Genomic DNA, 22,437 nt, shown 5'->3' on the forward strand with positions numbered 1-22,437 from the left:
GGCACGCCGGATGAATCGCAACCTCGGCGTGGTCTTTCCGCACGTCTACTGCGAGTTGGACTTCACCACCCCGCTCGAGCTCGCGGTGGCCACCATCCTCTCCGCGCAGTGCACCGACAAGAGGGTCAACGAGACCACGCCGGCACTCTTCGCGAAGTACCGGTCGGCGCGCGACTACGCGGAGGCCGACCGGACGGAGCTCGAGGAGTACATCCGGTCCACCGGCTTCTACCGCAACAAGGCCAACTCCCTCATCGGGCTTGGCCGCGAGCTCCTCGAGCGGTACGACGGTGAGGTTCCCGCCTCGCTGAAGGAGCTGGTGACGCTGCCCGGTATCGGGCGCAAGACGGCCAACGTGGTTCTGGGCAATGCGTTCGACATTCCCGGCATCACCGTCGACACCCACTTCGGCCGACTCGTCCGCCGCTGGGCCTGGACCGAGGAGGAGGATCCGGTCAAGGTCGAGCACGCCATCGGTGCGCTGATCCCGCGCAAGGAGTGGACGATCCTGTCCCACCGCGTGATCTTCCACGGCCGCCGCGTGTGCCATTCGCGGACGCCGGCGTGCGGTGTCTGCCTGCTGGCGAAGGACTGCCCGTCGTACGGGCTGGGGCCGACCGACCCCGTCAAGGCCGCGGGTTTGGTGAAGGGGCCGGAGACGGACCACATCCTCGCCCTGGCCGGCATCGAGACGTGAGCAGGTCGTCCGCGGCGAGGTGGAGCCTGGCCGCGCTCGTGGTGGTCGTCGCCCTCATCGTCGCCATCTGGCCGCGCGGGGACGATCCGACGGGACCGGCGAGCTTCGCCGACTACCGCGACACTTTCGGCGCGGCGCCCACCGACGACGCGACGGACACGGAGCTGGCCCCCTTGCGCACCGAGGCCGCGCTCGCCGCGTGCCCCGTGCCGGCGGCCGGCGCCCCGGCGCCCGCCGGCCCACTGGCGGGTCTGCGCACCACCTGCCTGGCCGACGGAGCGCCGGTCGATCTCGGTGCGGCCGTCGCCGGCACACCGACTCTGCTCAACCTGTGGGCCTACTGGTGCGGCCCGTGCGCGGAGGAACTGCCGTATCTGCAGCAGTACGCCGAGCGTGCGGGCGGTGCCGTTACCGTGGTGACGGTGCACGAGGATCCCCGCCAGGGCAACGCCCTGACCCGACTGGCCGACTACGGCGTCCGACTACCCGGCGTGCAGGATCCGTCCGCTGCCGTCGCCGCTGCCGTCGGAGCTCCGGCCGTGTTGCCCGTCAGCGTGCTGCTCGCCGCCGACGGATCCGTCGCCGCGGTTCTCCCGCAGCCGTTCCGCTCCGTCGACGAGATCGCGGACGCCGTGCGCACCCACCTCGGAGTCTCGGCGTGACGGATCCCACGGGCACGCCGCCGTGGCTGTCCCGTCTGGCCGCCGTGCACACCGTGCGCGACGACGCGAGCAACCCGGTGATCGCCCGCCACGCACCGGACGGGGCGACGGGCAGACCGGCCGCGGTGCTGGTGCTCTTCGGCGGGCGGCCCGACGCGGCGGAGTTGCCCACCGACGCCACCGTGCTCCTGACCCAACGCGCGTCCTCGCTGCGGCAACATCGCGGTCAGGTCGCCTTTCCCGGCGGCGCAGCCGATCCCGGCGACGACGGACCCGTCGGCACCGCTCTGCGCGAGGCGCAGGAGGAGACCGGGGTGGACCCGGACGGCGTGGAGCCGCTCACGGTGCTCGACTCCATCTTCGTGCCCCCGTCGGGCTTCGAGGTGACACCGGTGATCGCGTACTGGCGCGTCCCGAGCGAGGTGTCCGTCGTGGACACCGCCGAGACGGAGCGTGTCGTCGCCGTGCCGCTCACCGATCTTCTCGATCCGGTCAACAGATTCGTGGTGCGCCACCCCCTCGGTTATCGGGGCCCGGCGTTCGCAGTGGGAGGAATGCTCGTGTGGGGTTTCACGGCCGGGGTGCTGTCCGGCGTCCTCGAGACGGCGGGCTGGGGTGCCCCCTGGGACACCGAGGACGTCCGGGACCTCGAGACGTCGCTCGCCGCCGTCGGTGAGGAGTTGCACCCGTGACGGGATCGACCTGGCTCGACATCGGTGTGGCACTGGTGGCGTTGCTCGCCGCGTCGTCGGGGTGGCGGCAGGGCGCGGTCGCGTCCGCCTTCGCCTTCTTCGGTGTCGTCCTCGGTGCCGTCGCCGGCATCCTGCTCGCACCGCGCGTCCTCGACCACGTCGAGGAGGGGCGGATGCGCGTGCTCGTCGGCGTCGCCCTCATCGTCGTCATGGTGATCGTCGGCGAGATCGCGGGCATGGTGTTGGGACGAGCGTTGCGCAGCGGGATCCACAGCCCGGCGGCGCGCTCGGTGGACAGCGTCATCGGTGCCGGTCTGCAGGCGGTGGCCGTGCTCGTCGCGGCCTGGTTGCTGGCCGTCCCGCTCACCGCGGCGTCGCAACCGCAGATCGCCGCGGCCGTGCGCGGATCGTCGATCCTCGGCGCCGTGGACGACGTGGCGCCCGAGTGGGTCCGCGAGATCCCCAACGAGTTCTCGGCTCTGCTCGACACGTCGGGTCTCCCCGACGTCATCGGCCCCTTCGGCCGCACTCCCGTGGCCGAGGTCGGTCCGCCGGATCCCAGCGTGCTGGCGTCGCCGATCGCGGCGGACCTCCAGGACAGCGTGCTGCGGATCCGCGGTATCGCCGAGAGCTGCCAGAAGGCGCTCGAGGGCTCCGGTTTCGTCATCGGGCCGGGCCGTGTCATCACCAACGCGCACGTCGTCGCCGGCACCTCGTCGGTGGCCGTCGACACCGCGGACGGCCCGCTCGACGCGGAGGTCGTCCTGTTCGATCCCGCCGTCGACATCGCGGTACTGAACGTGCCGGATCTGACCGCCGACGTCCTGCCGTTCGCGACGGGGCGTGCGGAATCGGGAACCGACGCGGTGGTGCTCGGGTATCCCGGCGGTGGCCCGTACACGGCATCGTCCGCGCGGGTGCGCGAGACACTGAACCTCACCGGGCCGAACATCTACCGCACCGGGACGGTGGACCGGGAGGTCTACACCGTGCGCGGATCGATCCGTCAGGGCAATTCCGGCGGACCGCTGGTGGCCACCGACGGCACGGTTCTCGGCGTCGTCTTCGGCGCCGCCGTCGACAACTCCGATACCGGATTCGTGTTGACCGCAGCAGAAGTCGCCGACGAGGTGGCAACGGGGCTGCAGAACGGGCAACCTGCCGGTACGGGATCCTGCGTCGGGTGAGGATGCATCGGCTGTCACGCCGAGGAGCGCCCGCACCGCGTACCGTGATCACGAAGGTGGCGTGGAGACGACGTACTCCGCGTCCCCGGCTCGACGGGGGGAGCATCGATGGGGGTACGTCGACGCCGTGACGTGGCGATCACGACACGGGTTGTTCGAGGGGCGCGCGACGTGTGTCCGATTGGTCCGACGGTTCCCGGGGAATCATCCGACGGTCTGCGGCGCGCGGACACGGGATGTGACGGGTGACGGTGACGACGGGAGACGAGGCGAGGATGGGCCGCCGCGGCGGTCGGCAGCTGACGGCGGCCGGCAACTACTTCGACACGCGGTCGAAGGCGGTCATGGCAAGTGCCTCGGGGGCGCTGCCCCTGCTCGTCATCGCGATTCTCCAGCCCACGTTCCTACGGCCGGGCACGCTGCCGCTCCTGGCCGTCATCGTGGCGTTCACCGTGGTCACCGTGGGCATCACCCTGCGTGCCGGTCGTCTGTCCGACCGGCAGTTCACGGTGCTGGGGTCGGGTGGCATGGTCGGCGTCGCCATCTCCGCCTATCTGATCGCCGATCCGTCGGGGTCCCGCGCGGTCACGGCGATGCTGGCGGTCGTGCCCGCCATCGCGGCGTCCGGATCGCCGCCCAAGGTCACGATCTCGCTCACCGGCGCCGCGGTGATCATGGCGACGGCACTGAGCATCAACGGCTCCGAGGGCGCGGTGCGGTTCGTCGCGGCCGGCGCCGCGGTCACCACCGTGGTGGTGCCGGCGGTGTTGATCGCCACCATGCGCAGCTCGCTCGAATCGGTGACAGCCCGCCTCGAGACCCTGGCGAACACCGATCCGCTCACCGGCCTGCTCAACCGCCGCGGCATGTTGCCGCGGGTGAGCGCCATGCTCGCGGAGGCATCGGAGAAGTCCGACGCCATCGTCGTCTCGCTCGTCGACGTCGATCACTTCAAGTCCGTCAACGACACTCGCGGTCACGCGGCCGGTGACGTCGTGCTCACCACGGTCGCCGAGGCGATCGCCGCCTACGTTCCCGAGGACGCGGTGGTCGCCCGGCTGGGCGGGGAGGAGTTCCTGGTGCTCGGCCTCAGCAAGTCCGTCGCGGGGCTCGAGGAGAAGGTGCTCGAGAGCGTCCGCTCCGCGTGCGACGTCACCGTCAGCATCGGAGTGGCGCAGGCGAACGTGGTGTTCGACGAGAGGGGTGGCAACGACGTCGAGGCCACCCTCGACCGACTGACCTACGCGGCCGACCGCGCGCTGTACGCGGCGAAGACGGCGGGCCGCGATCGAGTGGCGTTCGCGATGGAGGACGTCGTCCGGTGGTCACCGACCCTGACGCCGTTGCAGCGCCGCGACAAGACGGAACCCCTCCCGTGACGGCAGAGGAGTGAGCATGAGCGAGCACCGCGTCCTGGATCCGACCGACCTCGGCGATCACGAGGTTCTCGATCGACTGATGTCCGAGATCGGGGACGACGCGATCCTGGACACCACCGCCGAGCAGCTCCAGTCGCTCGACGCACTGCTGCCCACTCCGTCGTCCGAGCTGCTGGACGAGCCGACCCGGTGGGTGCACTACCCCTGGCGTCGCTCGCTCGTGCGGGTGCTCGGTCCGCGCGGGTTCCGGTTGCTGCGCCTGGACCGGAACCGCAACAAGATCACCGTGGGCGAGCAGGATGCTGCGCGGCGCCTGCGCGTCGGCGTCGTGGGTCTGAGCGTCGGCCACGCGGTGGCGCACACCCTCGCTCTCGAAGGGCTGTGCGGCGAGCTCCGGTTGGCCGACTTCGACGATCTGGACCTGTCGAACCTCAACCGTGTGCCCGCGTCGGTGTTCGACCTCGGCGTCAACAAGGCGGTGCTGGCGGCTCGCCGCATCGCCGAACTGGATCCGTACCTCGAGGTGACGACGTTCCCGACCGGGATCGACGAGGCGACCACGGACGCCTTCCTCGCCGACCTCGACATCGTCGTCGAGGAGTGCGACTCGATCGACGCGAAGGTGTTGGTGCGGCAGGAGTGCCGTCGCCGCGGGATTCCCGTGATCATGGAAACCAGCGACGGGGGCGTGCTCGACATCGAGCGCTACGACCTCGAGCCCGACCGACCGTACTTCCACGGTTTGCTCGGCGACGTCGACGCCGCGGCGGTCGCGGGGATGACGCCGCGGGAGAAGGCGCCACTGGCGGGGCGCATCCTCGAGATGGAGCGCATCACGCCGCGCATGGCGGCATCGTTGCCGGACATCGGTACGACGTTGTCGACGTGGCCGCAGTTGGGGAGTGACGTGGCGCTGGGCGGCGCGTCGGTGGCCGCTGTGGTGCGGTTGTTCGGGCGCGGGACACCGCCTCCGTCGGGACGCGTCCGTGTCGGTCTCGAGGCGATCATCGAGAGCACCCTCGTCGACCCCTACAGGGGCTGACCGCTCGCTCGAAGATGGCGCAGCAGAACGTCGGTGACCTCGTCCGGGCGTTCCTGGTGCACATAGTGCCCCGATCCCGTCACGCGATGCTCCACGAGCTGCGGTGCCCAGTGGGAGTCGCGGCGCGCCGTTGTCGGCAGGACGTACGGGTCGGCAGATCCCAGGATCTGCAGCGCCGGTAGATCGACGGTCCGGTCGATCGCGGCGCGGAAGCGGCGACCGTCGGAACGGAACTGGCTGCGGAACGCCCAGCGCTGATACTCCAACGTGCTGTGTGCGACACCGGGGATGCGGACGGCCGACCGCATCCTCGACACGACGTCGCCGAACTCCGTGGACGACTGCCACTGCGCGGACGACCGGGCACGGACGAGTCGCTCCACCTCGGCACCGTCGTCGGCGACGAGCGTCTTTTCGGGTGCGAGCGGAACCTGGTAGCGCAGGAACGACGGCAGCAGCGCCGCGCGTTGCGCCGAGTCCCGGATCGCGGCCCGTCGCAACGAGATCGGATGCGGTGAGGCGAGCAGCGAGATCGAGCGAACAGCGCGAGGGTGCAGCGCTGCGGTCGCCCAGCACACGAGTCCGCCGTCGGCGTGCCCGACGAGATCCGCCTCGGAGTGTCCGAGCGCGCGAACGAGGCCGGAGATGTCACCGGCGAGGGTCCAGCCGTCGTAGCCGCGAGGCGGCTTGTCGCTGTCGCCGTAGCCCCGCAGATCCACTGCCACGGCGTGATAGCCGGCGGCGCCGAGAGCGGTCAGCTGGTGGCGCCACGACCACCAGAGGTCGGCGAAGCCGTGGACGAGAACGACCAGCGGCGCCGGCCGACTCGGATCAGGGCGTCCCGGGTCGGCGGACGCCGAGGTGTCCGCCTCGGCAATGTGGAACCGGATGCCGTTGGCGCGGATGTCGCGGTGCTGCCACGGGCCGGGATATCGGACGGTCGACGGGTCGGGTGCGGCCACTGTCGTCGGTACGCGGGCGCGGTGTCAGCGCGAGAGCGGGGCGCGCACGTCGAGCGCGTCCAGCTGCTTCTTCGGCGATGCGCCGTCGCCCTGGCCCGGCAGCACCGAGGAGGCCGCCTTCAGCGAGTCGATGGTCTTCTCGGGCTTGCGCAGCTTCTTCACCCGGAGGTAGCCGAGGAACGCGAGCAGCGCCGTGATGACCACCATGATCAGGAAGACGATGAGGAACGCGAGCCACCGCGTGACCCACACGTTGAGCAGCTCGGCGAGGAAGAAGAAGAAGAAGAACGAGCTGAAGATCAGGACCGCGAGCGCGAGGATGAAGAGGACGCTGCCCTGCAGTCCCTTCTTGATCTCGCCGGTCACCTCGGCCTTGGCCAGTTCGACCTCGGCGCGGACCAACGTGGAGACCTGTGTCGTCGCGTCCTTGACCAGGGTGCCGATGCTGGCCGTGGCGGGGTTGCTGCGACTGTCGACGTCCGTCAGCGGGATCGAGGAGATACTGGCCGGAGCGGTCGTCCGACCGCTCGTGTCGGTGCCTCGGCTGCTGCTCACGTGCAAGTCCCTTCGAAGATGTTCGTCGCGCTCGACAGTGATCGTCCGGCGATACCGGCCAACCTTATGTCCTTACCCGTTCGGGGCTCACACTATCGCCGCCGGACGGGGCCGGTCCCGCCGGACGTCGGTCTCCGCGTGGTGAGCACTCACGAACCGAGTGGCCGGTATCGGCCCTCACGTCACGATGCGTCGGGTAACTTCCTGCTGACGAACCCGCCTCCCAACAGGAGAAACCCGTGACAAGCACTTCCGCGGACCGCGTTCCGAACCCCGACGGTTCGAACATCGCCGGTCCGGACTCCGATCTCGATGCAGTGGACGGCGTACCTCGCAGTCGCATCGTGATCGCCTCGATGGTCGGAACCTCCATCGAGTTCTTCGACTTCTACATCTATGCCACCGCCGCCGTCCTCGTCTTCCCCCGGCTGTTCTTCCCCGCGGGCAACGACACGACGGCCCTGCTCGCGTCGTTCGCGACGTTCGGCCTCGCCTTCGTCGCGCGGCCCATCGGTTCGGTGCTGTTCGGACACTTCGGTGACCGCATCGGCCGGAAGGCGACCCTGGTCGGGTCACTGCTCACCATGGGCGTCGCGACCTTCCTCATCGGACTGCTGCCGACGTACGACAGCGTGGGCATCATCGCCCCGATGTTGTTGGCGCTCATGCGTTTCACGCAGGGTGTCGGCCTGGGCGGCGAGTGGTCGGGCGCTGCACTGCTCGCCACCGAGACCGCCAAGGAGGGCAAGCGGGCCTGGGCCGCGATGTGGCCGCAGCTCGGTGCCCCCATCGGCTTCCTGATGGCCAACGGGATCTTCCTCATCCTGACGTTGTCGATGGACTACGACTCCAAGACGTCCGGATCGGACCACGCCTTCCTCACGTGGGGATGGCGTGTGCCCTTCCTGCTGAGCGCGATCATGGTGATCATCGGCCTCTACGTGCGACTCAAGCTCGAGGAGACACCGGTGTTCAAGCGCGCCGTGGCCAACGGCCAGCGCGTCAAGACGCCGGTGGCGGAGGTCTTCAAGACCAGCTGGCGTCCGCTGATCCTCGGCACGTTCGTCATGCTCGCGACGTACACGCTGTTCTACGTCATGACGACGTGGGTGGTCAGCTACGGCACCGGCAAGGTGGTCGATCACAGCGGTGTCGCCGTGACCATCGCCTACACGGACTTCCTGGGCCTGCAGCTCATCTCGGTGTTGTTCTTCGCCGCGTTCGTCCCGGTCTCCGGCTGGCTCGCGGATCGGTTCGGCCGCCGCATCACACTGATCGTCATCACGACCGCGATCATCCTGTTCGGCCTGTCGTTCAAGTGGTTCGCTGCTCCCGAGTCCGCCACCGAGAGCCGCATGCTGCTGTTCATGTGCGTCGGCCTGGCGCTGATGGGTCTGACCTTCGGACCGATGAGTGCTGTTCTGCCGGAGCTGTTCCCGACCAACGTGCGCTACACCGGATCGGGTATCTCCTACAACACGGCCAGCATCCTGGGAGCGGCCGTGGCGCCGTTCATCGCGACCTGGCTGGTGAACTCCTACGGCGTCGCGTGGGTGGGCGTGTACCTGGCCGTCGCCGCGGCACTGACGCTGTTCGCACTCGTCGTCATGAAGGAGACGCGCGGACGCGATCTCGACACCGTGTCCTGACGGACTGCCGACAGCAGAGAGGGGCTCGTGCACTCGGTGCACGAGCCCCTCTCTCTGCGTGACGCGTGGTTACTTCTGGCCGGCCTTGGCGATCGCGTCGAAGACGGCGGGATCGACGAGGGTCGAGGTGTCGCCCAGATCCCGGCCCTCGGCGACGTCGCGGAGCAGGCGGCGCATGATCTTTCCGCTGCGCGTCTTGGGGAGCTCCGGGACCACCGTGATCTGTCGCGGCTTGGCGATCGGCGAGATCTCCTTCGACACCTGAGCCTTCAGCTCGGTGATCAGCGCGTCGCCGGTGTTCTCGATGCCCTCGCGCAGGATGACGAAGGCGACGATGCCCTGGCCGGTGGTCTCGTCCGCCGCGCCCACGACGGCTGCCTCGGCGACACCGGGGTGGGTCACCAGAGCCGACTCCACCTCGGAGGTGGAGATGCGGTGACCGGAGACGTTCATGACGTCGTCGACGCGTCCGAGGACCCAGAGGTCGCCGTCGTCGTCGAAGCGCGCACCGTCACCGGCGAAGTACCAACCCTCGGTGGCGTAGCGGGACCAGTAGGTGTCCTTGTAGCGCTCCATGTCGCCCCAGATGCCACGCAGCATCGACGGCCACGGCTCGTCGAGTACGAGGTACCCGTTGCCGCCGGGCCCGAGCATCTTCGCGTCGTCGTCCACGATGGCGGCCGAGATGCCGGGGAGCGGTGTCTGGGCCGATCCCGGCTTGGTGGCGGTGACGCCGGGCAGCGGCGAGACCATGATCGCGCCGGTCTCGGTCTGCCACCAGGTGTCGACGATCGGAGCGCTGCCGGCGCCGATGACGTCGCGGAACCAGCGCCACGCCTCGGGGTTGATGGGTTCGCCGACGCTGCCGAGCAGGCGGATCGAGGAGAGGTCGTGTGCGTCGGGGATCTGTCGTCCCCACTTCATGAACGTGCGCACGAGCGTGGGCGCCGTGTAGTAGATGGTGACGCCGTACTTCTCGACGATGTTCCAGTGCCGGTGCTCGTCGGGAGAGTTGGGCGTGCCCTCGTAGACCACCTGCGTGGCGCCGTTGGCCAGCGGGCCGTAGACGATGTAGCTGTGCCCGGTGACCCAGCCGATGTCGGCCGTGCACCAGTAGACGTCCTTGCCCTGCTTGTGGTCGAAGACGTAGTGGTGCGTGTAGGCGGTCTGCGTCAGGTAGCCGCCGGAGGTGTGGATGATGCCCTTCGGCTTACCGGTGGTTCCCGAGGTGTAGAGGATGAAGAGTGGGTGCTCGGAGTCGAACGCCTGCGCCTCGTGCTCGGGGGAGGCGGATCCGACGGTGTCGTGCCACCAGAGGTCGCGGCCCTCGGTCCACTGCACGTCGATGTCGGTGCGCTTGACCACCAGGACGTGCTCGATCGACGCGGCGCCGTCCACGGCCTCGTCGACCGAGTCCTTGAGCGGCGCGGCCTTGCCGCGGCGCCACTGGCCGTCGGTGGTGACGACGAGCTTGGCCTCGGCGTCGTCGATGCGCGAGCGCAGTGCGGAGGACGAGAAGCCTGCGAAGACGACGCTGTGGGTCAGTCCGAGGCGGGCGCACGCGAGCATCGAGACGATGGCCTCGGGGACCATGGGCATGTAGATGGCGACGCGGTCACCCGAGACGAGCCCGAGATCGGTGAAGGCGTTCGCGGCGCGGCTGACCTCGGCGAGGAGGTCGGAGTAGGTGATCTCGCGGCTGTCCCCGGGCTCGCCCTCCCAGTGGATCGCCACCTGGTCGCCGCGGCCCTCGACCACGTGCCGGTCGACGCAGTTGTAGGCGACGTTCAGTTCACCGCCGACGAACCACTTCGCGACGGGGGCGTCCGACCAGTCGAGCACCTGCTCGAACGGCGTGTGCCAGTGCAACCGGTTCGCCTGCTCGGCCCAGAACGCGAGGCGATCGTCCTTCGCCGCCTGGTAGAGCTCGGATCCGGCGTTGGCCTGCGCGACGAAGTCGTCACTCGGGGGATAGGACACCGGGTGCTCCGATTCCGTGTCCCTGGTCGCGCCGTCGTCGGTCACGGTCTCGGTCATCGTGGTACCTGGCCCCTCTCGGAAGAACTGGTGTGTCGGTTCGGTGTGTCGCGACTGTGAGGGTAGTCACGTGTGACCGGCGCCGCACCGTTGCAGAGGGCTGCGACCCGGGACGTGCGGCGAGAGGTGCGTTCTGCGCGACGGGCGGTGTGCAGCAGCGATGGATGGTGACGAGACACCAAAATCACCTCTCATCAGGCTGTCTGACCGGTGAGGTCCAGTCCTGTCAGGTTACGTCCGTATTTCGGGGCGGACCCGGGTCGTTCCGATTTCGGGGGAGTGCACGACAGACCTTTGTGAGTGTGTCTAAAGTCAAGCAAATATCCGGGTCACGCCGGTCATCGCCCGTGGCCCACCCGACACCCGCGGACCACCCGCGGACGGTGCGTGCAGTCGACCCTGTTCGTGCCGGATTCGATGGAGGACATGTTGAGAGTCAAGAAGACGATCGCGGTGGTCTCGGTGGCCATCGCCGCCGTGGGCATGCTCGCGGCGTGTGGTGGCGGGGGTGGGTCCTCGAGCGCCGAGGGCACCTACAGCCTGTACATCGGCCAGCCCGAGAACCCGCTCGTTCCCGGTAACACCACCGAGAGCGAAGGCAACCAGGTCCTCAAGGCCCTGTTCAGCCCGCTGGTGACCTACAACGACGAGACCAGCGAGGTCGAGTACGACGGCGTCGCCGAGTCGGTCGAGTCGGACGATCAGAAGAACTGGACCATCAAGCTCAAGCCGGACTGGACGTTCCACGACGGCACGCCCGTCGACGCGAAGTCCTACGTCGACGCGTGGAACTACACCGCGCTGAGCACCAACGCCTTCGGTGCCTCGTACTTCTTCGAGAACGTCGTCGGCTACGACGACCTGCAGGCGGCGGACGGTGCGGAGCCTTCCGCGACCGCGATGTCCGGCCTGGAAGCGGTCGACGACAGCACCATTCGCGTGGAGCTCAAGGAGCCGTTCGCGATCTACCCGGTGACGCTGGGCTACAGCGCGTTCTCGCCGCTGCCCGAAGCGTTCTTCACCGATCCCGACGCCTTCGGTCGTCGTCCCATCGGCAACGGCCCGTTCAAGGCCGACGAGGACTTCGTCGAGGGCCAGGGCATCACCCTGACCAAGTACGACGATTACAAGGGCCCGGACGCAGCACAGTCGCAGGGCGTGCAGTTCAAGGTCTACACGGAGCTGAGCACCGGCTACACCGACGTTCAGGCCGGCGGCCTCGACATCATGCTGGATCTGCCGTCGGACGCCTGGGCCACTGCCCGCGATCAGTTCGGTGACCGGTACGGCGAACGCGCTCGCCCGGACATCACGTCACTCGGATTCCCCACGTACGACCCGCGCTTCTCGGATCCCCGTGTGCGTGAGGCGTTCTCGATGGCGATCGACCGTAAGGCCATCACCGAGGCCATCTTCACCAACACCCGCACGCCGGCCACCTCCTTCGGTTCGCCTGTCGTCGACGGTTACCGGGACGACGCCTGCGGCGCCAAGTGCGAGCTGAATGTCGATCAGGCCAATGCGCTGCTCGATCAGGCCGGCTTCGACCGGTCGCAGCCCGTCGACCTGTGGTTCAACGCCGGTGCGGCACACGACACCTGGATGACCGCCATCGGCAACCAGCTGCGCACCAACCTGGGTGTCGACTACGTGCTCCGTGGCGATCTGCAGTTCGCGCAGTATCTTCCGCTGCAGGACTCGAAGGGCATGACCGGTCCGTTCCGTTCGGGCTGGATCATGGACTACCCGTCGCTGTACAACTTCCTGTCGCCGCTGTACAGCATTCCGGCCACGCCGCCTGCCGGCTCGAACTACGTGTTCTACAACAACCCGGACTTCGACGCGGCACTCTCCGCGGGCAACAATGCGGCGAGTACGGACGAGGCGACGACGGAGTACCAGCGGGCCGAGGACATCCTCATCCGCGACATGCCGGCCACTCCGCTCTTCTACGGTCTGAATCAGGCCGTGTGGAGCGAGCGGGTCGACAACGTCAAGATCGACCTGTTCGGTGACATCGAGGTCGCGGACGTCACGGTCAGCTGACCTCTCTCTCGACTCGGTGGGGCGCCGTGCAGACGCAGGGCGCCCCACCGACGCGTGAACCGTGAGACCCCGAAGAGGAGAACCCAGTGGGTCGCTTCATCACGCGCCGATTGCTGTTGACCATCCCGGTCCTGATCGGCGCCTCGTTCCTGATCTTCGCGATGGTGTACGCCCTTCCGGGCGATCCCATCCGCGCGCTCGCGGGTGACCGCCCGCTCGCCCCGGCCGTCGTCGCGCAGTTGCGTGCGCAGTACAACCTCGACGATCCGTTCCTGGTGCAGTACGCCAAATATGTCGGCGGGCTGCTGCAGGGCGACTTCGGCACCGACTTCGCCGGGCGCCCGGTGCTCGACACCATCTCCCAGCGTCTTCCGGTGACGGTGCGGCTGACCATCGTGGCCATCGTCTTCGAGGCCGTCATCGGCATCGCGGCCGGTGTGCTCTCCGGTCTGCGCCGCAACTCGTTCTTCGACAACCTCGTGCTGGTGTCGACGACGCTGCTGGTGTCGGTTCCCGTGTTCGTCTTCGGCTTCGTCGCCCAGTACCTGCTCGGTTACAAGCTGGACCTGTTCCCCATCGCGGGCATCAACGACGGGTGGTACAGCTACCTGCTGCCCGGCCTGGTCCTGGCGTCGTTGTCCATGGCCTACGTCGCGCGACTCACGCGCTCTGCGGTGTCGGAGTCCATGGCGGCCGACTACATCCGCACCGCGCGTGCCAAGGGCGTGGGCTACCGGCGCATCGTCCTGCGTCACGCGCTGCGCAACAGCATGATTCCCGTCGTGACGTTCATCGGCGCGGACATCGGCTCCTTGCTGGGCGGCGCCATCGTCACCGAGTCGGTGTTCAACCTGCCGGGCCTCGGACGTGCGATCTTCGACGCCGTGCAGAGGCAGGAAGGCGCGGTGGTCGTCGGCATCGTCACGCTGATGGTCTTCTTCTACATCTTCTTCAACCTCGTCGTGGACGTGCTCTACGCGCTCCTCGACCCCCGAATCCGATACGAGTAGGCGCTATGACCAACGATGCACAGCATCTCGCCGCCGAGGGCGAGCCGGGCAACGTCGTGACCGGTGAGGCACAGGAACTGGTCGGCCAGGCCAGTCTCTGGGGCAACGCGTGGAAGAAGCTGCGCCGCAGCGTCTTCTTCTGGTTCGGTGCCGTCATCACGGGGGTCCTCGTCCTGATGGCCGTCGTGCCCCAGCTGTTCGCGCGCGGCATCGATCCGCGTGCGTGCACCTTGTCGGACACCCGGCTCTCTCCGAGCTCCGAGCACTGGTTCGGAACGGACCTGCAGGGATGCGACTACTACGCCAACGTCATCTACGGCGCCCGCATCTCGCTGACCATCGGACTGCTCGCCGTCATCGGCGTGCTGATCATCGGCGTCCTGATCGGCGCGCTCGCCGGGTACTTCGGCGGCGTGCTCGACAGCCTGCTCGCCCGCTTCACCGACATCTTCTTCGGCATCCCGCTCCTGCTCGGCGCGCTGGTCCTGCTCACCGTCACCAGTGAGCGGACCGTCACCACGGTGGCGCTGGCCCTCATCGCCTTCGGGTGGATGACGGCCATGCGACTGGTCCGCTCGTCGGTCATCTCGATCAAGCAGAGCGAGTACGTGCAGGCCGCACAGGCACTGGGCGCGAGTACGTTCCGCATCCTGGTCCGCCACATCCTGCCCAACGCCCTCGCACCCGTGCTCGTGTACGCGACCATCGCCGTCGGCACGTTCATCGCGGCCGAGGCCACGCTGTCCTACCTGGGTATCGGGCTGCAGTTGCCGGCGATCTCGTGGGGCCTGCAGATCAACCTCGGCCAGAACTACATCTCCACCTCGCCGCACCTGGTGCTCTTCCCCGCAGGGTTCCTGTCGGTGACCGTGCTGGCCTTCATCCTCATGGGCGATGCGCTGCGAGATGCGCTCGACCCGAAACGGAGCTGACGGACATGAGTGACGACAAGACCGGCCCGATTCTCGGAGTCTCGGATCTGACGATCGACTTCGAAGTCGACAAGACCTGGCGCACCGCCGTGCGCGACGTCTCGTTCGACCTCGCTCGCGGCGAGATCCTCGCCATCGTCGGCGAATCGGGCTCGGGTAAGTCCACCACCGCCATGGCGGTGCCCGGCCTGCTGGCCGACAACGCCCGCGTGAGCGGCAGCATCACGCTCAACGGTCGCGAACTGATCGGCCTGAAGGAACGTGAGCTGAACTCGGTGCGCGGCAAGGACATCGCCGTGATCTTCCAGGAGCCGATGACGGCTCTGAACCCCGTCTACACCATCGGGTGGCAGATCACCGAGGCCATCCGCGCGCACAGCGAGCTCAGCAAGGCGCAGGCCAAGGACCGTGTCATCGAGCTGCTGCGGCTCGTCGAGATGCCGGAGCCGGAGAAGCGCGTCAAGTACTACCCCCACCAGTTGTCCGGTGGCCAGCGCCAGCGCGCGATGATCGCCCAGGCGTTGGCATCCGAGCCGTCCGTGCTCATCGCGGACGAGCCGACCACGGCACTCGACGTGACCGTGCAGGCCGAGATCCTGCAGCTCATGCGCGACCTCCGCGGTCGGGTCGACGCGGCGATCCTGCTCATCACCCACGACATGGGCGTGGTCGCCGACATGGCCGACCGCATCCTCGTCATGCGCGGTGGCGACATCGTCGAGCAGGGCACCTCCGGCGACATCTTCCATCGTCCCGATCACGCCTACACCCGCGAACTCCTGGCCTCCGTGCCCCACCTCGGTTCCCGGACCGGGCAGGCGGGCACCGACGACACCCCCGACGTGCGGTACGCGCTCGAACTCGTCGACGCCGTCATCGAGTACCCGGGTTCGCGTCGCTCCGGTGGCTTCCGCGCGGTCGACGGTGTCAGCCTCACCATCGAGCCGGGCGAGGTGGTCGGTCTGGTCGGTGAGTCCGGATCGGGCAAGTCGACCATCGGCAAGGCAGCCGTCGGCCTGCTCAAGCTGCATTCGGGGTCGTTGTCCATCGCCGGAACGGACATCACGTCGATGTCGACCCGCGACCTGCGTCCGGTGCGCAGCAAGGTCGGCATCGTGTTCCAGGATCCGGGTTCGTCGCTGAACCCGCGGTGGCCCATCGGCCAGTCGATCGGCGAGCCGATGTTGCTGCACACCGAGATGGACCGTGGTCAGCGCAACACCAAGATCGAGGAGTTGCTCGATCAGGTGCACCTGTCGCGGGACATGCGCAACCGCTACCCGCATCAGCTGTCGGGTGGTCAGCGCCAGCGTGTCGGCATCGCCCGCGCCCTGGCTCTCGAACCCACCCTCCTCGTCGCCGACGAGCCGACGTCCGCGCTCGACGTGTCCGTACAGGCCAAGGTGCTCGAGCTCTTCCAGGAGCTGCAGCGGGAGTACGGCTTCGCATGCCTGTTCATCAGCCACGACCTCGCCGTGGTCGAGGTGCTGGCTCGCCGCATCGCGGTCATGAGTGCGGGCAAGCTGGTGGAGTTCGATCGGACCGACACCATCCTGCGCTCGCCGGCCGACCCGTACACGAAGCGGCTGCTCGCCGCGGTGCCCGTTCCCGACCCGGAGCAGCAGGCCGTCCGGCGCCGCGAGCGTGCCGAGTTGATGGCTGCCGAGCGGAACGCCGGATCCACCGCGACGTAGGACCACCGATAGCCTGACCGGATGACCAGCTCAGCCACAGATCCCCTCGGCCCGATCCTGGAGCTCGAGGGGGTGCGCGACGCCGCCGAGCGGGCGCGGAACGCGTTGGGCGAGGTGCACCGGCACAAGGCCAACCGGCGCGGATGGAAGGCGACGGCAGCCGAGGCGGCGGTCCGGGCCGCGCGGGCCTCCGCCGCGATGGAGGGGTCCTCCACGGCAATGCCCGAGGACGGTGAGGCCGCTCCGCCCCTGCTCGCCGGCGCGCTCCGGGTGGCCCAGGCTCTCGACGGCGACTCCCTGCCGATCACGGTGGGCGTCTGGCAGCGGGCGCCGCTGCAGGCACTGGCGCGGCTGCACCTCCTGGCCGCCGCGGACCTGGCGACGACACAGGACGATCTCGGACGACCCCGTGCGGACGCAGCCGACCGCCTCGCGTTCCTGGCGGATCTCGTGACCGGCGCCACGAAGGCGCCCGCCCCGGTGCTGGCCGCCGTGGTGCACGGAGAACTGTTGGCGCTGAAGCCGTTCGGCACGGCCGACGGCATCGTGGCCCGGGCGGCCTCGCGGCTGGTGGCCGTGTCCACGGGCTTCGACCCCCACAATCTCGGTGTCCCGGAGATCAGTTGGGCGAAGCGGCTCGCCGCGTACCGCACCGGCGCCGACGGTTTCGCCCGCGGCACCGAGCAGGGCGTGGGGAGCTGGGTGCTGTTGTGCTGCGGCACCTTCGAGGCCGGAGCAGCCGAGGCGACCACCATCGCGGACAACTCCGTCTGACGCATGAAACGGGCGACGCTGCCGAGTTCTCACCTCGACGACGTCGCCCGTCAGCACGAACGTCGGTTACCAGGCGTGCAGAGTGGGTTGCGGCGGAGCGGACTCCGCGAGGCCTCGGCGAGAAATCGTGCGCCCGGGACTCGTGTCCGCAACCAGTGCGAAGTTCTCATCCCTGATGCGCGACTTTCGCAGGCCCACAACGCTTGTGCCATCATAGCGGCGCGCTACGCGTGGGTACTGATCGGTCGTGCTGGGGAAAGCCCGGCTGGGAGAGCGATCCTTCTCTTCCGGCCCGCTCTTGGCCTTCCGTCTTCCCGTACGACCATTTGTACTCTGTGACTCGCGCCACAGCAAGGGTTTCGCGAACCCGATCGATTCAGCGTCGCCGACGCAGCAGCGTGTACGTCGCGGCGCCCGCGGCCAGGGCGCCGAACGAGACGGCGGCCATGCCGGCCACCGTGCCCGACGACGGGGCCTGGAACCGGGCGCGCAGCGAGACCGGGTCGGAGAACGTGAGGATCGGCCATCCCCTGGCCGACGCCTCGCGGCGCAGGCCTCGATCCGGGTTCACCGCGGTGGGATGTCCGACCGCGTCGAGCATCGGCAGATCGGTGATCGAGTCCGAGTAGGCGTAGGACCGAGACAGGTCGTATCCCTCGCGCTCGGCCAACTCCTCCATGGCGGTGACCTTGCCGGGCCCGTAGCAGTAGAACGAGAGCTCGCCCGTGTACTTGCCGTCCTCGACGGCCATCCGGGTACCCATGTCGTGGTCCACGCCCAGAGCCTCCGCGATGGGCGCCACGACCTCCTCGCCGGAGGCCGAGACGATGACGACGTCGTGGCCGCGCAGCTTGTGGTCGGCGATGAGGTCGGCAGCCTCGGCGAAGACCAGCGGATCGACGATGTCGTGCAACGTCTCGGCGACGATGGCTCGGACCTGCTCGACGTCCCAGCCGGTACACATGTTGGCGATGTGGATGCGCATCCGTTCCATCTGGTCGTGATCCGCGCCCGACACCAGGAACAGGAACTGCGCGTAGCTGCTCTTGAGCACGCTCCGGCGGTTGATGAGACCCCCGTCGAAGAAGGGCTTGCTGAAGGCCAGCGTCGAGGACTTGGCGATGATCGTCTTGTCCAGATCGAAGAACGCGGCGACGCGGCCGGGGGCGTCCGGGCGGAGGGGTGTGCTCACCCCGTCAGCCTAAGGGTGCCCGGAGGTGGATCGCGGGTCACGGTGTCTCCACCTGCTTCGACGGCGCGACGGACCGACGGTCGTCCGTGTCGGTGCGGGTGGTCGGCGGTGTAAGATTTCGACTACCCGGTCTCGAACCGGGCGTGTTCAGCCCGACCCCCCGGGGCTGAACTCCGACGACCCCCGCCTCCTCCCCCCCTGGCGGGGGTCGTCCCCTACTTCCGGTGCGCTAGCACCTTCTCCGCGCTGGCGCAGGCGCCGTCCCCGGGTACCGAGTTGTCCACAGGTTCGGCTCGTCGCCCTGGCGGACCGACCGCGGACGCCGCACGATCGACGGCGTGACCGACCTCGATTCAGCACTCCTGGTGATCGTGCCCGACACCGCACTCTCCGATCGCGTCCGGCGCATCGCCGCCGCCGCGGGTCGGGAGTCGTCGCACCTCGGCGCGCTGCCGGACCGCGCGCTGTGGCAGTCCTCGGACATCGTCGTGCTGGGAACGGCAGCTGCCGAACGAGCAGTGCGGGAACACCTTCCGAGGCATCCCGGTGTCGTCGTGGTGACCGACGGACCGGCGGACGTCGAGGCCTGGCAGAGCGCGTCGCGGCTCGGCACCTCCCGTGTGCTCGCGCTGCCGGCGCAGGAGGCCGATCTCATGGGGGTGCTGTCCGCGGCCGCACGCGTCCCCGTCGGTGGCGGTGTGGTCGTGACGGTGGTGGGCGGTTGCGGCGGCGCCGGTGCGTCCGTGTTCGCCGCGGCATCGGCCGTCGTCGCGTCCCGGTCCGGGCGCACCGTGTTGATGGACGGAGACGAGGCGGGCGGCGGGATGGACCTCGTCACGGGACTCGACGGCACACCGGGCCTGCGCTGGCCGGAACTGGTGATCGACGGCGGAACCGTCACGGCCGACGCACTGCATCACGCGCTGCCCGGGCGCGGCGATCTGGCGGTGCTCTCGACCCGGCGCGAGCAGACGAACACCATCACGGCAGCGGCCTGGCGCGCCGTCGTCGACGCCGGAGTCACGGCGGGCGAGGTCGTCGTGTGCGACGTACCGCGCGCAGGCCCCATTCACGAGATGTCCGTGCAGGCGGCAGATCTGGTGGTCGTGCTGGTCCCGGCGACGGTGCGGTCGGCCGCGGCGGCGCAGTGTCTCGCCCGGTCGATCACCTCGACATCGGCCAACGTGGGAGTGGTGGTCCGCGGTCCCGCGCCGTCCGGACTGACGGCCGCGGAGGTGGCCGACGTGGTGGGTCTTCCCCTGCTCGCCTCCGTGCGCCCCGAGCGTCGGCTCGCCGCGATGCTCGACGGGCGTGGACTGGTCCTCGGCCGCCGATCTCCCCTGGCGCGAGCTGCCGGCGACGTCCTGGCGCTGCTCACCTCGGCGCCCACGACATGACGGGATGGGTGTCGACGGATCTGCTCGATCGCGTCCGGGTGCGCCTCGTCGACGCCGACCGGGATCCGACGCCCGCCCTCATCGCGGAGGCGCTCCGGGCCGAGGCGGGCGGCGTGCTCGGTGACGCGGATCTGCTGCGCGCACTGCATCTACTGGACACCGAGTTCCGCGGTGCCGGCGTGCTCGACGCCGTCCTGCGCGAGCCCGGCGTGACCGACGTGTTGGTCACCGGACCCGACGACGTGTGGGTGGACCGGGGACAGGGTCTGCGGCGAGCCGGCGTCGGGTTCGGGGACGAGGCCGCCGTGCGCCGCCTCGCCCAGCGGCTGGCGCTGTCGGCCGGGCGGCGGCTCGACGATGCGCAGCCGTGGGTGGACGGTCGTCTGCCCGGAATCGATCCCGGGTCGTTCGGAGTGCGACTGCACGCCGTTCTCGCGCCGGTGGCGCAGGGCGGGACGTGCCTGTCGCTCCGCGTGCTCCGTCCCGCGACGCAGGGTCTGGCAGCGCTCGCCGCAACCGGCGCGTTCGCCGACGGCGCCGAGGATCTGTTGCGCCGCATCGTGTCCGGACGCCTGGCCTTCCTCGTGGTCGGTGGCACAGGAACCGGCAAGACGACATTGCTGGCGGCACTCCTCGGCGAGGTGGACGCGGCCGAGCGCATCATCTGTGTCGAGGATGCCGCCGAACTGGCGCCCTCGCACCCCCACGTGGTGCGGCTCGTCGCCCGGCCCGCCAACGTGGAGGGAGTGGGCCAGGTGGGAGTGCGCGATCTGGTGCGTCAGGCCCTGCGCATGCGTCCCGATCGCATCGTGGTGGGCGAGGTCCGCGGTGCCGAGGTCGTGGACCTGCTCACCGCGCTCAACACCGGACACGACGGCGGTGCGGGCACCGTGCACGCCAACTCGCCCGACGAGGTACCCGCACGACTCGAAGCGCTGGCGGCCCTCGGTGGCATGGACCGGGCGGCGTTGCACAGCCAGTTCGCCGCCGCGGTGCAGGTGGTGCTGCACACCGCCCGCACGCCGAGCGGGCAGCGTGTGCTGTCGTCCATCGGCGTGCTCGAACGGGACGACCGCGGGCTGTGCACCGTGGTCGACGCCTGGTCGCGAACGCGGGCACGAGGTCCAGGACTCGACGCTCTCACCGCGATCCTGGGCCGACGGGAGGGGTCCGCGTGATGCTCGCGGCGGTCTGTCTCGCGGCGGCTCTGCTGGTGCTGCCCTGCGCGGACGCGCGCCGCCGCCTCGGACCGGTGCGCCGACGCTCGCTCGTGTCCGTGCGAGTGCCGGCGCCTGCCTGGATACCCGTGGCGGCAGGCGCGGCAGCGCTGGGCCTCGGTGCCGCGGTGGGCGCCGCGGTGGCCGTCGTGCTGGGAACCGTCGCCCTGCGGCGCACCCGAGGCGCCGTGCGGGCGGACCGTCGCCGCGCGGGGGACACCCTGGCGGCGGCGCTCGAGACGATGGTGGCCGAACTCCGCGTGGGAGCCCACCCGGCCACAGCCTGCCGCACCGCTGCGCGCGAGCACCCCGGGCCGGTCGGCACCGTCTTCGCCGCGGCCGCGGCCCGTGCGGAACTGGGCGGCACGATGTCGGATGCCGTGCGTGTCGGCGGACACGGGCCGGAGTGGGATCGGGTGGGTGCCGTGTGGCGCGTGGCCGAGGTGCACGGGCTGGGTCTCGCGGCACTGCTCGACGCGGTGCGCTCCGATCTGCGCGATCGCGGACGCTCGGCCCGGCGCATCGAGGCGTCCATGGCCGGCCCGCGCGCCACGGCGATGGTCCTCGCCGCGCTGCCCGCCGTCGGCGTCCTGCTCGGCCAGGCCATGGGCGCAGCGCCCCTCGCGGTTCTCACCGGAGGCGGCGCCGGCGGCATCATGCTGGTCGTCGGAGTGGCCCTCGCCTGCGCCGGGCTGCTCTGGACCGACGCCATCGTCGCGAAGGTGGCACCGTGACGATCACTCTCGTGCTCCTCGCCGCCGCGGTGCTCGCGCTCCCGCCCGCCGTCGGTGTGCGCGCCCGGCTCCGGGTGCCGGGCGCGAACGGTTCCGCATCGGTGGGGGTGGCGCCGACGGACCACCACGCCACCGCGGGCGCGTTGGACCTGCTGTCCGCCTGTCTCCGTGGGGGACTCGACATCGGCAGCGCATCCTCGGCGGTGTCCTCCGTCGCGCCCGAACCCATGGCGTCGGCACTGCGCCGCGCCGCCCAGTTGCTCACTCTCGGAGCGGATCCCGATGCAGCCTGGTCGGCGCTGGCGGCGCATCCCGACACCGAGTCGGTGGCACGCGTCATCCTCCGCTCGGCGCGGTCGGGAACCTCGATGGCCGATGCGACCGCCGAGGCGGCAGCCGATCTGCGCGTGCGGGCCGACGATGCCGCCGCCGCCGCGGGCGAACGCGCCGGAGTGATGGTGAGCGGACCGCTGGGGCTGTGCTTCCTGCCCGCGTTCGTCTGCCTCGGCATCGTGCCCGTGGTGATCGGGCTGGCCGGGTCCGTCCTGAACGGCGGGGTGATGTGACCCCCGCCCGAGA

The 22,437-nt window shown here is 69.5% G+C and carries 20 protein-coding genes; 16 read left to right on the forward strand and 4 right to left on the reverse strand.

From position 1 onward, the window contains the following. Nucleotides 1–10 precede the first annotated feature (10 nt). The 6 genes from nth to HQ314_RS16280 all read left to right on the forward strand — a co-directional run bounded on the left by nth (nucleotide 11) and on the right by HQ314_RS16280 (nucleotide 5,659). Nucleotides 11–697: an endonuclease III gene (nth, locus tag HQ314_RS16255; protein WP_222650820.1), complete on the forward strand. Its 687-nt coding sequence runs from the start codon at nucleotides 11–13 to the stop codon at nucleotides 695–697. Then, entirely contained in the window at nucleotides 694–1,359 is a 666-nt protein-coding gene (locus HQ314_RS16260) for a TlpA disulfide reductase family protein (protein WP_056443364.1), read from the forward strand. The genes nth and HQ314_RS16260 overlap by 4 nt, the downstream gene beginning before the upstream one ends. After that, entirely contained in the window at nucleotides 1,356–2,051 is a 696-nt protein-coding gene (locus HQ314_RS16265; RefSeq protein ID WP_374197844.1) for a CoA pyrophosphatase, read from the forward strand. Before HQ314_RS16260 ends, HQ314_RS16265 begins: the two co-directional genes overlap by 4 nt. Then, nucleotides 2,048–3,238, forward strand: coding sequence for a MarP family serine protease (locus HQ314_RS16270; protein WP_056443370.1), 1,191 nt, complete (start codon nucleotides 2,048–2,050; stop codon nucleotides 3,236–3,238). Before HQ314_RS16265 ends, HQ314_RS16270 begins: the two co-directional genes overlap by 4 nt. 251 nt (nucleotides 3,239–3,489) lie before the next feature. Beyond that, nucleotides 3,490–4,617 (forward strand): GGDEF domain-containing protein, encoded by a 1,128-nt coding sequence (locus HQ314_RS21795; RefSeq protein WP_222650607.1) that lies wholly within the window; start codon nucleotides 3,490–3,492, stop codon nucleotides 4,615–4,617. Nucleotides 4,618–4,633: 16 nt separating this feature from the next. Next, complete coding sequence (locus HQ314_RS16280; protein WP_222650608.1) at nucleotides 4,634–5,659, forward strand: Rv1355c family protein; 1,026 nt, start codon at nucleotides 4,634–4,636, stop codon at nucleotides 5,657–5,659. Here the strand turns inward: HQ314_RS16280 and HQ314_RS16285 are convergent. Together HQ314_RS16285 and HQ314_RS16290 are read right to left on the reverse strand one after the other, a co-directional pair. Continuing rightward, nucleotides 5,647–6,621 (reverse strand): alpha/beta hydrolase, encoded by a 975-nt coding sequence (locus tag HQ314_RS16285; protein WP_222638941.1) that lies wholly within the window; start codon nucleotides 6,619–6,621, stop codon nucleotides 5,647–5,649. The two genes, HQ314_RS16280 and HQ314_RS16285, sit on opposite strands and share 13 nt — an antisense overlap. A gap of 24 nt (nucleotides 6,622–6,645) precedes the next feature. Further along, nucleotides 6,646–7,176, reverse strand: a complete 531-nt coding sequence (locus HQ314_RS16290) for a phage holin family protein (RefSeq protein ID WP_056443376.1) — start codon at nucleotides 7,174–7,176, stop codon at nucleotides 6,646–6,648. Between the two features lie 356 nt (nucleotides 7,177–7,532). Here HQ314_RS16290 and HQ314_RS16295 point away from each other — a divergent pair, with 356 nt between their 5' ends. Beyond that, the gene (locus HQ314_RS16295) at nucleotides 7,533–8,825 is read left to right on the forward strand and encodes an MFS transporter (RefSeq protein ID WP_222628740.1); all 1,293 of its coding nucleotides are present in this window, start codon (nucleotides 7,533–7,535) and stop codon (nucleotides 8,823–8,825) included. 69 nt (nucleotides 8,826–8,894) lie between these two features. Here the strand turns inward: HQ314_RS16295 and acs are convergent, their stop codons facing one another. After that, on the reverse strand, nucleotides 8,895–10,862 hold the full coding sequence (gene acs / locus HQ314_RS16300) for an acetate--CoA ligase (RefSeq protein WP_222633336.1): 1,968 nt from the start codon (nucleotides 10,860–10,862) through the stop codon (nucleotides 8,895–8,897). 429 nt (nucleotides 10,863–11,291) lie between these two features. On the opposite strand from acs, the gene HQ314_RS16305 reads away from it, so the two are divergent. The 5 genes from HQ314_RS16305 (at nucleotide 11,292) to HQ314_RS16325 (ending at nucleotide 17,318) form a co-directional block, all read left to right on the forward strand. After that, nucleotides 11,292–12,908, forward strand: a complete 1,617-nt coding sequence (locus tag HQ314_RS16305; RefSeq protein ID WP_222650821.1) for an ABC transporter substrate-binding protein — start codon at nucleotides 11,292–11,294, stop codon at nucleotides 12,906–12,908. An 86-nt stretch (nucleotides 12,909–12,994) separates the two neighbouring features. After that, a complete protein-coding gene (locus HQ314_RS16310; RefSeq protein ID WP_222650609.1) occupies nucleotides 12,995–13,918 on the forward strand; it encodes an ABC transporter permease in 924 nt (307 codons plus the stop codon). Nucleotides 13,919–13,923: 5 nt separating this feature from the next. Beyond that, nucleotides 13,924–14,850, forward strand: coding sequence for an ABC transporter permease (locus HQ314_RS16315; protein ID WP_222650610.1), 927 nt, complete (start codon nucleotides 13,924–13,926; stop codon nucleotides 14,848–14,850). Between the two features lie 5 nt (nucleotides 14,851–14,855). After that, nucleotides 14,856–16,544 carry an ABC transporter ATP-binding protein gene (locus tag HQ314_RS16320; protein WP_261770335.1) on the forward strand — a complete coding sequence of 563 codons (1,689 nt, stop codon included), beginning with the start codon at nucleotides 14,856–14,858 and terminating at the stop codon, nucleotides 16,542–16,544. Between the two features lie 21 nt (nucleotides 16,545–16,565). Continuing rightward, complete coding sequence (locus HQ314_RS16325) at nucleotides 16,566–17,318, forward strand: oxidoreductase (protein WP_222650611.1); 753 nt, start codon at nucleotides 16,566–16,568, stop codon at nucleotides 17,316–17,318. Between the two features lie 376 nt (nucleotides 17,319–17,694). Here HQ314_RS16325 and HQ314_RS16330 read toward each other — a convergent pair whose 3' ends face one another. Then, nucleotides 17,695–18,510 carry an HAD-IB family hydrolase gene (locus HQ314_RS16330; protein ID WP_027506702.1) on the reverse strand — a complete coding sequence of 272 codons (816 nt, stop codon included), beginning with the start codon at nucleotides 18,508–18,510 and terminating at the stop codon, nucleotides 17,695–17,697. Nucleotides 18,511–18,848: 338 nt separating this feature from the next. On the opposite strand from HQ314_RS16330, the gene ssd reads away from it, so the two are divergent. Genes ssd through HQ314_RS16350 form a run of 4 tightly spaced genes read left to right on the forward strand, consistent with a single transcriptional unit; the run spans nucleotide 18,849 to nucleotide 22,424 of the window. Further along, nucleotides 18,849–19,907 (forward strand): septum site-determining protein Ssd, encoded by a 1,059-nt coding sequence (ssd, locus tag HQ314_RS16335; protein WP_222650612.1) that lies wholly within the window; start codon nucleotides 18,849–18,851, stop codon nucleotides 19,905–19,907. Next, nucleotides 19,904–21,085 carry a TadA family conjugal transfer-associated ATPase gene (locus HQ314_RS16340; RefSeq protein WP_222650613.1) on the forward strand — a complete coding sequence of 394 codons (1,182 nt, stop codon included), beginning with the start codon at nucleotides 19,904–19,906 and terminating at the stop codon, nucleotides 21,083–21,085. Before ssd ends, HQ314_RS16340 begins: the two co-directional genes overlap by 4 nt. Then, entirely contained in the window at nucleotides 21,085–21,858 is a 774-nt protein-coding gene (locus HQ314_RS16345) for a type II secretion system F family protein (RefSeq protein WP_261781804.1), read from the forward strand. The genes HQ314_RS16340 and HQ314_RS16345 overlap by 1 nt, the downstream gene beginning before the upstream one ends. After that, nucleotides 21,855–22,424 carry a type II secretion system F family protein gene (locus HQ314_RS16350; RefSeq protein WP_027506706.1) on the forward strand — a complete coding sequence of 190 codons (570 nt, stop codon included), beginning with the start codon at nucleotides 21,855–21,857 and terminating at the stop codon, nucleotides 22,422–22,424. The genes HQ314_RS16345 and HQ314_RS16350 overlap by 4 nt, the downstream gene beginning before the upstream one ends. Nucleotides 22,425–22,437: the final 13 nt, after the last annotated feature.

Source organism: Rhodococcus sp. BP-332 (assembly GCF_019836065.1).
Taxonomy (GTDB): domain Bacteria; phylum Actinomycetota; class Actinomycetes; order Mycobacteriales; family Mycobacteriaceae; genus Rhodococcoides.